8 protein-coding genes and 1 pseudogene are annotated in these 5,050 nt (G+C 63.9%); all 9 read left to right on the top strand.

Annotated elements, in window-relative coordinates; genetic code table 11:
* Positions 1-580 precede the first annotated feature (580 nt).
* A pseudogene (locus ASG84_RS28810) lies at positions 581-682 on the top strand (class I tRNA ligase family protein); the annotation flags it as partial.
* 25 nt (positions 683-707) lie between these two features.
* A complete protein-coding gene (locus tag ASG84_RS27835; RefSeq protein ID WP_162248362.1) occupies positions 708-929 on the top strand; it encodes a hypothetical protein in 222 nt (73 codons plus the stop codon).
* A gap of 153 nt (positions 930-1,082) precedes the next feature.
* On the top strand, positions 1,083-1,613 hold a 531-nt coding region (locus ASG84_RS18980; protein WP_235581741.1), incomplete at its 5' end, for a hypothetical protein.
* Between the two features lie 5 nt (positions 1,614-1,618).
* Positions 1,619-2,419, top strand: a complete 801-nt coding sequence (locus ASG84_RS18975) for a DUF6551 family protein (protein WP_057478584.1) — start codon at positions 1,619-1,621, stop codon at positions 2,417-2,419.
* Positions 2,416-2,580 carry a hypothetical protein gene (locus ASG84_RS27585; RefSeq protein ID WP_156399617.1) on the top strand — a complete coding sequence of 55 codons (165 nt, stop codon included), beginning with the start codon at positions 2,416-2,418 and terminating at the stop codon, positions 2,578-2,580. The genes ASG84_RS18975 and ASG84_RS27585 overlap by 4 nt, the downstream gene beginning before the upstream one ends.
* Positions 2,577-3,251 (top strand): 3'-5' exonuclease, encoded by a 675-nt coding sequence (locus ASG84_RS18970; RefSeq protein ID WP_057478583.1) that lies wholly within the window; start codon positions 2,577-2,579, stop codon positions 3,249-3,251. The genes ASG84_RS27585 and ASG84_RS18970 overlap by 4 nt, the downstream gene beginning before the upstream one ends.
* Positions 3,248-3,385: a hypothetical protein gene (locus ASG84_RS27580; RefSeq protein WP_156399616.1), complete on the top strand. Its 138-nt coding sequence runs from the start codon at positions 3,248-3,250 to the stop codon at positions 3,383-3,385. Before ASG84_RS18970 ends, ASG84_RS27580 begins: the two co-directional genes overlap by 4 nt.
* 69 nt (positions 3,386-3,454) lie before the next feature.
* A partial coding sequence (locus ASG84_RS27575; protein WP_235581740.1) for a hypothetical protein occupies positions 3,455-3,655 on the top strand: 201 nt, incomplete at its 5' end.
* An 18-nt stretch (positions 3,656-3,673) separates the two neighbouring features.
* The gene (locus ASG84_RS18965) at positions 3,674-4,423 is read left to right on the top strand and encodes a hypothetical protein (protein WP_156399614.1); all 750 of its coding nucleotides are present in this window, start codon (positions 3,674-3,676) and stop codon (positions 4,421-4,423) included.
* Positions 4,424-5,050 lie beyond the last annotated feature (627 nt).

Raw genomic sequence — 5,050 nt, 5'->3', positions numbered from 1 at the left:
GCAATCCGATGACCGCCGCAGCCCCGGAGGTAACCAGCGACATGCAAGTGATCATCACCTGCCGAGGAATCGGCGAACCGTACGGCACCAACAGTCTGTCCGGTGTCACCATGAAGCTCGATCCGAAGAAGTACCTGATCATCGAACTGGTGTGGTCGGCCGCGTTCGGGCCGGTACCGCGGTGGGACGGACGCAGCTTCACAGCCAACGTTCTCCACGCCGAACAGGCGCTGCTCGAACTGATCAGGAAGTACCCGGGCGCAATCCTTCTCGGCTACTCGGGCGGCGCGCAGGTCGCCGGTAATGTCGCCGCGCAGATCGGTGCCGGCCAGCATTGGGGCCTGATCATTCGCGCAGTCGCCCTGCTCTCCGACCCRTCGCGTCACAAGAGCCAGATCATCGGCGTCAACCGCGGTGGGCAAGGCATCCTCGGCGGCCGCTACATCCCCTCCGACCGTTTCCAGGTGCTGCAGTTCTCCGCACCCGGTGACCCGATCTCGGAGCTCCCAGAAGGCAACGCCCTCGGCGATCTCGCGCAGCTGATCACCAGCCTGTCATTGGTCGACGTCCCCGCATGGATGGAAGACCTGCGCCGCAAAGCACTCAAAGGGGCGCTGCAGCGCATGTCATGTACGTGTGGGTCGACGCGCTGACCAACTACCTGACCGGCGCCGGCTACCCGCGCGCAGCTGATCACCAGCCTGTCATTGGTCGACGTCCCCGCATGGATGGAAGACCTGCGCCGCAAAGCACTCAAAGGGGCGCTGCAGTTCTGGCGACGCTCAGGTGCTGACTGGTGGGAGGCGTACCGCTGGTCTCTCGGCTACACCGCGCACGGCCGCCACACCTGCTATCTCCACGAGAAGATGCAGAACGAGTCCGTCACCTATGCCGAGCGCGCCGCCTCGATGATCGCAGGTGTCCGATGACGTGGCCTGTCACGCACGTCTATCGAAGCACCGCAACGGATCTCGTTGAGGCACTGACCAAGGCCGAAACGCGGCGTGAGAACTTCAAGGCCGAGTGCGACGACTGGGCAGACACCTACCCGATGGATTCCGCAGACCGCGAGTATCAGGTCNCTGACCAAGGCCGAAACGCGGCGTGAGAACTTCAAGGCCGAGTGCGACGACTGGGCAGACACCTACCCGATGGATTCCGCAGACCGCGAGTATCAGGTCCGCTACAACGGCGTCACTTTGGACCGATGGTTCGCAGGATTCGAGTACGTCGAGGGTGACGACACCAAGTACCGCCGCAAGGCGGCCGAGGCACCGCACCCGGGCTGGAAGTTCAACCGCCGCACAGGGTGCTGGATTGCGGACACCCGCACCGAGGCAGGCAAGGCACTCGGCCGGTCGATGCCGTACGTGAGAGGCCCGGCGTCGATCGCCGAGCGGCTTACCGGGCTGCCCACCATGATCACCGTCGGCGCGACCGGTGACGGCGGCTACTCCTGCACGTCGGCTCACATCACCGTCGCGAACGGCGTCGTCACAGCTGCGTGCCCAGGCGATCCGTTCGACAAGCGAGGCCCGAAGCCGAGCGAGAAGTTTGCCAGCTACTGGACGCCCATGAAGTTGTCCGACTACTACGCCGAGCAGGGGCTCTGACCACCATGACCACACCGACCTCGTTCCCGATGGCTGTGGCCGTCACCGATCTGTTCGTCGACGACACCTACCAGCGTGAGTGCGACGTAAGGCGAGTACGCAAGATCGCAGCCGAGTGGGACCCGCGCCTGGTTGGCGTCCTCGACGTCTCGGATCGCGGCGAGCAGGCCAATCCGCGGTTCGCGATCATCAACGGTCAACACCGTTGGGCCGCAGCGGGACTGCGCGACCCCGATGCGCACCTCGTCGTCAACGTCCACACCGGACTCGACGTGGCGGGCGAAGCGCAACTGTTCGACGACATCGACCGCAAGACCAAACCGATCTCGACGTGGGATCGGTGGCGGGCCCGTAAAGCCGCCGGCGATCCCGATGTCACTGTCATCGAGGACGCGGTCACTCAACTCGGCTTGGAGATCAACCCGCGGCCCGGCCCGAAGAACCTGCGGTGCATCACCAGCCTGGAGAAGCTGCTCCGCAAGGGTGGACAGTCCCTCGTCGTCAACACGTTGTTCCTGATCACCGACACCTGGCCGCCGTCTGTCGATGCTCTCGAGGGCGCAGTCGTTGCCGGCGTCGGTATCCTGCTCGACTCGTTCGACGACGTCGAAGCAGGAGCGACCTTCAAGACCGGCCGACTAGCCGATGCCATGGTCGAGATGACGCCTCGTCAGATCCGTGCGCAAGCGCAGAGCCTGCGTGAGTTCGAGTCGGGTTCTCTCGCAACGATGGTCGCTGTCGTGTTGGTTCGCCTGTACAACCGCGAACGCGGCCCGAAGCTCGACGAGAAAGCGATTCGCGGATGATCGCGCTCGTACAGACCTACCCCTGGATGGTCTTTGTTGTGGCCGCCGGTATCGCCCTCTACGCGATGGCGTGGTCGGTACTGCGTGAGCCGGATTCGACCCGCGCTCGCAGCTATTCCAGCAATTCTCCCGAAGCCCGAATCCTGAGAGGCGAACTGTGACGAACGCACTGGTGTTCTTGGACACGGAAACCACTGGACTGCATCACGACCGGCGGCCGTGGGAGATCGCGTTGATTCGACGTGAGCCGTCGGGTCGCACGTCGGAGATGCAGGTGTACGTCGACGACGTCGATCTGTCATCGGCCGAGCTGATCGGTCTCAACGTCGGCCACTTCTACAGCAATCATCCGTCGTTCCGTACCGATTCTCCGATGACGCTGCACCCGGACCACGAGGCGCTCGAGTTGGCTCCGGACGTGTGGTTGGCGACGGAGGCGAAGGCAGCGACGTTGGTCGAGCGAATGACTCGTGGCGCGACGATCATCGGCAACAATCCCGGCTTCGATGTCGAAGTGCTGGCCGCGATGCTTCGCCGCCACAAGCTCTGTCCGGCATGGCATTACCACCCGATCGATGTCGTGTCGCAGGCCCTCGGATTCCTGAGCGTCCTCAACCTCAAGCTGCTAGGGGACTTGCTCGCGCCCGAACTCGTCGAGGATCTGACGCCACCGTTGAAGTCGGACAAGCTGTCGAAGCTCTGTGGCATCACGCCACCCGAGGGCGATGAGCGGCACACGGCCATCGGTGACGCCCGGTGGGTGCAGCGTTGGTACGACCGCCTGAGCAATCCGTTCGCGAATGACGAGGCCGAGTCGGAGCAGCCGCAGTGAGCCGCTCCGAGATCGGTTCGGTCGCGGTGGCGTTGGGTCTCGCGACGTCGGCGGTGTTCTTCGTCGCGTTCCGTGTGACGTCGGCGGCAGTGGCGTTCGGCGAGGTGTATCTCGAGCGTCGAGGCCGGCCATGATCCGGACCATCCACGACAGTGGGATGAAGGGTTGGAAGATCACCTGCGATTCGTGCGGGAAGGTCGCCNGGTGTATCTCGAGCGTCGAGGCCGGCCATGATCCGGACCATCCACGACAGTGGGATGAAGGGTTGGAAGATCACCTGCGATTCGTGCGGGAAGGTCGCCAACTTCTACGTCGACTCCGCCCGTGAGGCGTTCGACCTCGCCCGACGTCACTCGTGGATCAAGAGCAACAACCGCGATCTCTGCCCCGATCACCCGTCCTGACGAAGGAGAAACCAGTGCGTGCGTTCGCGAGGGCACCGCCCCTTAACCATTAATCGTGTCGCCCCCCGTTGTTACCCGTTCTCCGACAAAGGATGTCCGTTGCCGTTCTTCCAGCTGGTCGACGAGTTATCCAATAACCGCAAGATCAAGGCGTTGTTGGATCCCACACTCGACGGCGACATGTCTGGCTGTGCAGCGTTCACCGTGTGGTCGATCTCGGGAACCACCTCGCAGGCAGCGGGTAGCGATGGAGTGGTCAAACGTGCCGACGTCGCGAGGATTCTTCTCGACACTCGAATGAGCCTCGACGCCGCCACGATGTTGGTCGAGGTCGGTTTGTGGCACGCACCGGGGCACGAGTGCCCTCGGTGCCCGCCGGTCGCGGACGGGACATTCCTGTTCCATGACTGGTTCGACTTGCGATACGACACGGGCGCAGCGGTCCGGCTCAAGCGGCGCAAGGCCGCAGAGCTGAAGGACGCGAAAATTGTTGCGGCTGTGTGGGCGCGGGATTGCATCGATCCCAATGTCCCGGCGAAGCAGATGGCGGCGCAATGCCGGTACTGCGGAGTGGGCGCGGGATTGCATCGATCCCAATGTCCCGGCGAAGCAGATGGCGGCGCAATGCCGGTACTGCGGAACCGTGGTCAAGCGCATGGACAACAAGTCGGGTGTCAAACCGAATCTCGAACACGTCGACCCTTCGGTGACGAACGGTGCACGCAATATCGTGATCGCGTGCCAGCCCTGCAATTCGAGCAAGGGTAACCGAACACCGAAGGCTGCGGGGATGGAGTTACGTCCAGCTCCCCGCACTGTCGCCGAGCAGCAGCACACACAGGTCGTGGTCTCGCCGCCGCGTTCCGATGACGGGTTGGTTTCGTCTCCGCGTTTCGATGTCGGGTTGTCTTCGACGGGTAGCTCCCGCGAAGGCGTACTCGCCGGACGCGACGCAGACGAAGCGGTACTCGCCGGACGCGACGACGCAGGGACGCGCAGTGCCGCTCAGGACCGCTCCACACGGCCGCAGGTGGCCGACGYACCYTCCGCTGCCGAGCCAGGCTCACCGGGGCAACCCGTCGATGGGACAGCGCACGACAGCGGCGATGCGCCGGCCACCACAGGCCGCGTGAGCGACGTACCCGAGAATTCGGATCAAACCGCGATCAAAACGGCTGAGACAGCCCCCGATCCGGAACAAACCCCGATCAAACCGGATCAACCCGCGAATCAAATTTCAGACACTGTCCTCGGGCATGTGCGGGCGCACGTGCGCCAGGCAGGGTCAGGGCAGGGTGAGGTTTTGGGTAGGGGTCTGGGGGAGGGTCACTCGTCTGGGTCACCCGCCCACCATCCATCCGGAGACACCGCTCGTGAGTCGGCCGAGGCCGACGC

The sequence above is a fragment of the Rhodococcus sp. Leaf278 genome, from assembly GCF_001426085.1.
Taxonomy (GTDB): Bacteria; Actinomycetota; Actinomycetes; order Mycobacteriales; family Mycobacteriaceae; genus Rhodococcoides.
This window is presented reverse-complemented; position numbering and strand designations above follow the sequence as displayed.

Excerpts from the sequence above, each read along its gene's own strand:
- ASG84_RS18975 (WP_057478584.1), top strand. The coding sequence starts at position 1,619 with ATGACCACACCGACCTCGTTCCCGATGGCTGTGGCCGTCACCGATCTG.
- ASG84_RS27585 (WP_156399617.1), top strand. The coding sequence starts at position 2,416 with ATGATCGCGCTCGTACAGACCTACCCCTGGATGGTCTTTGTTGTGGCC.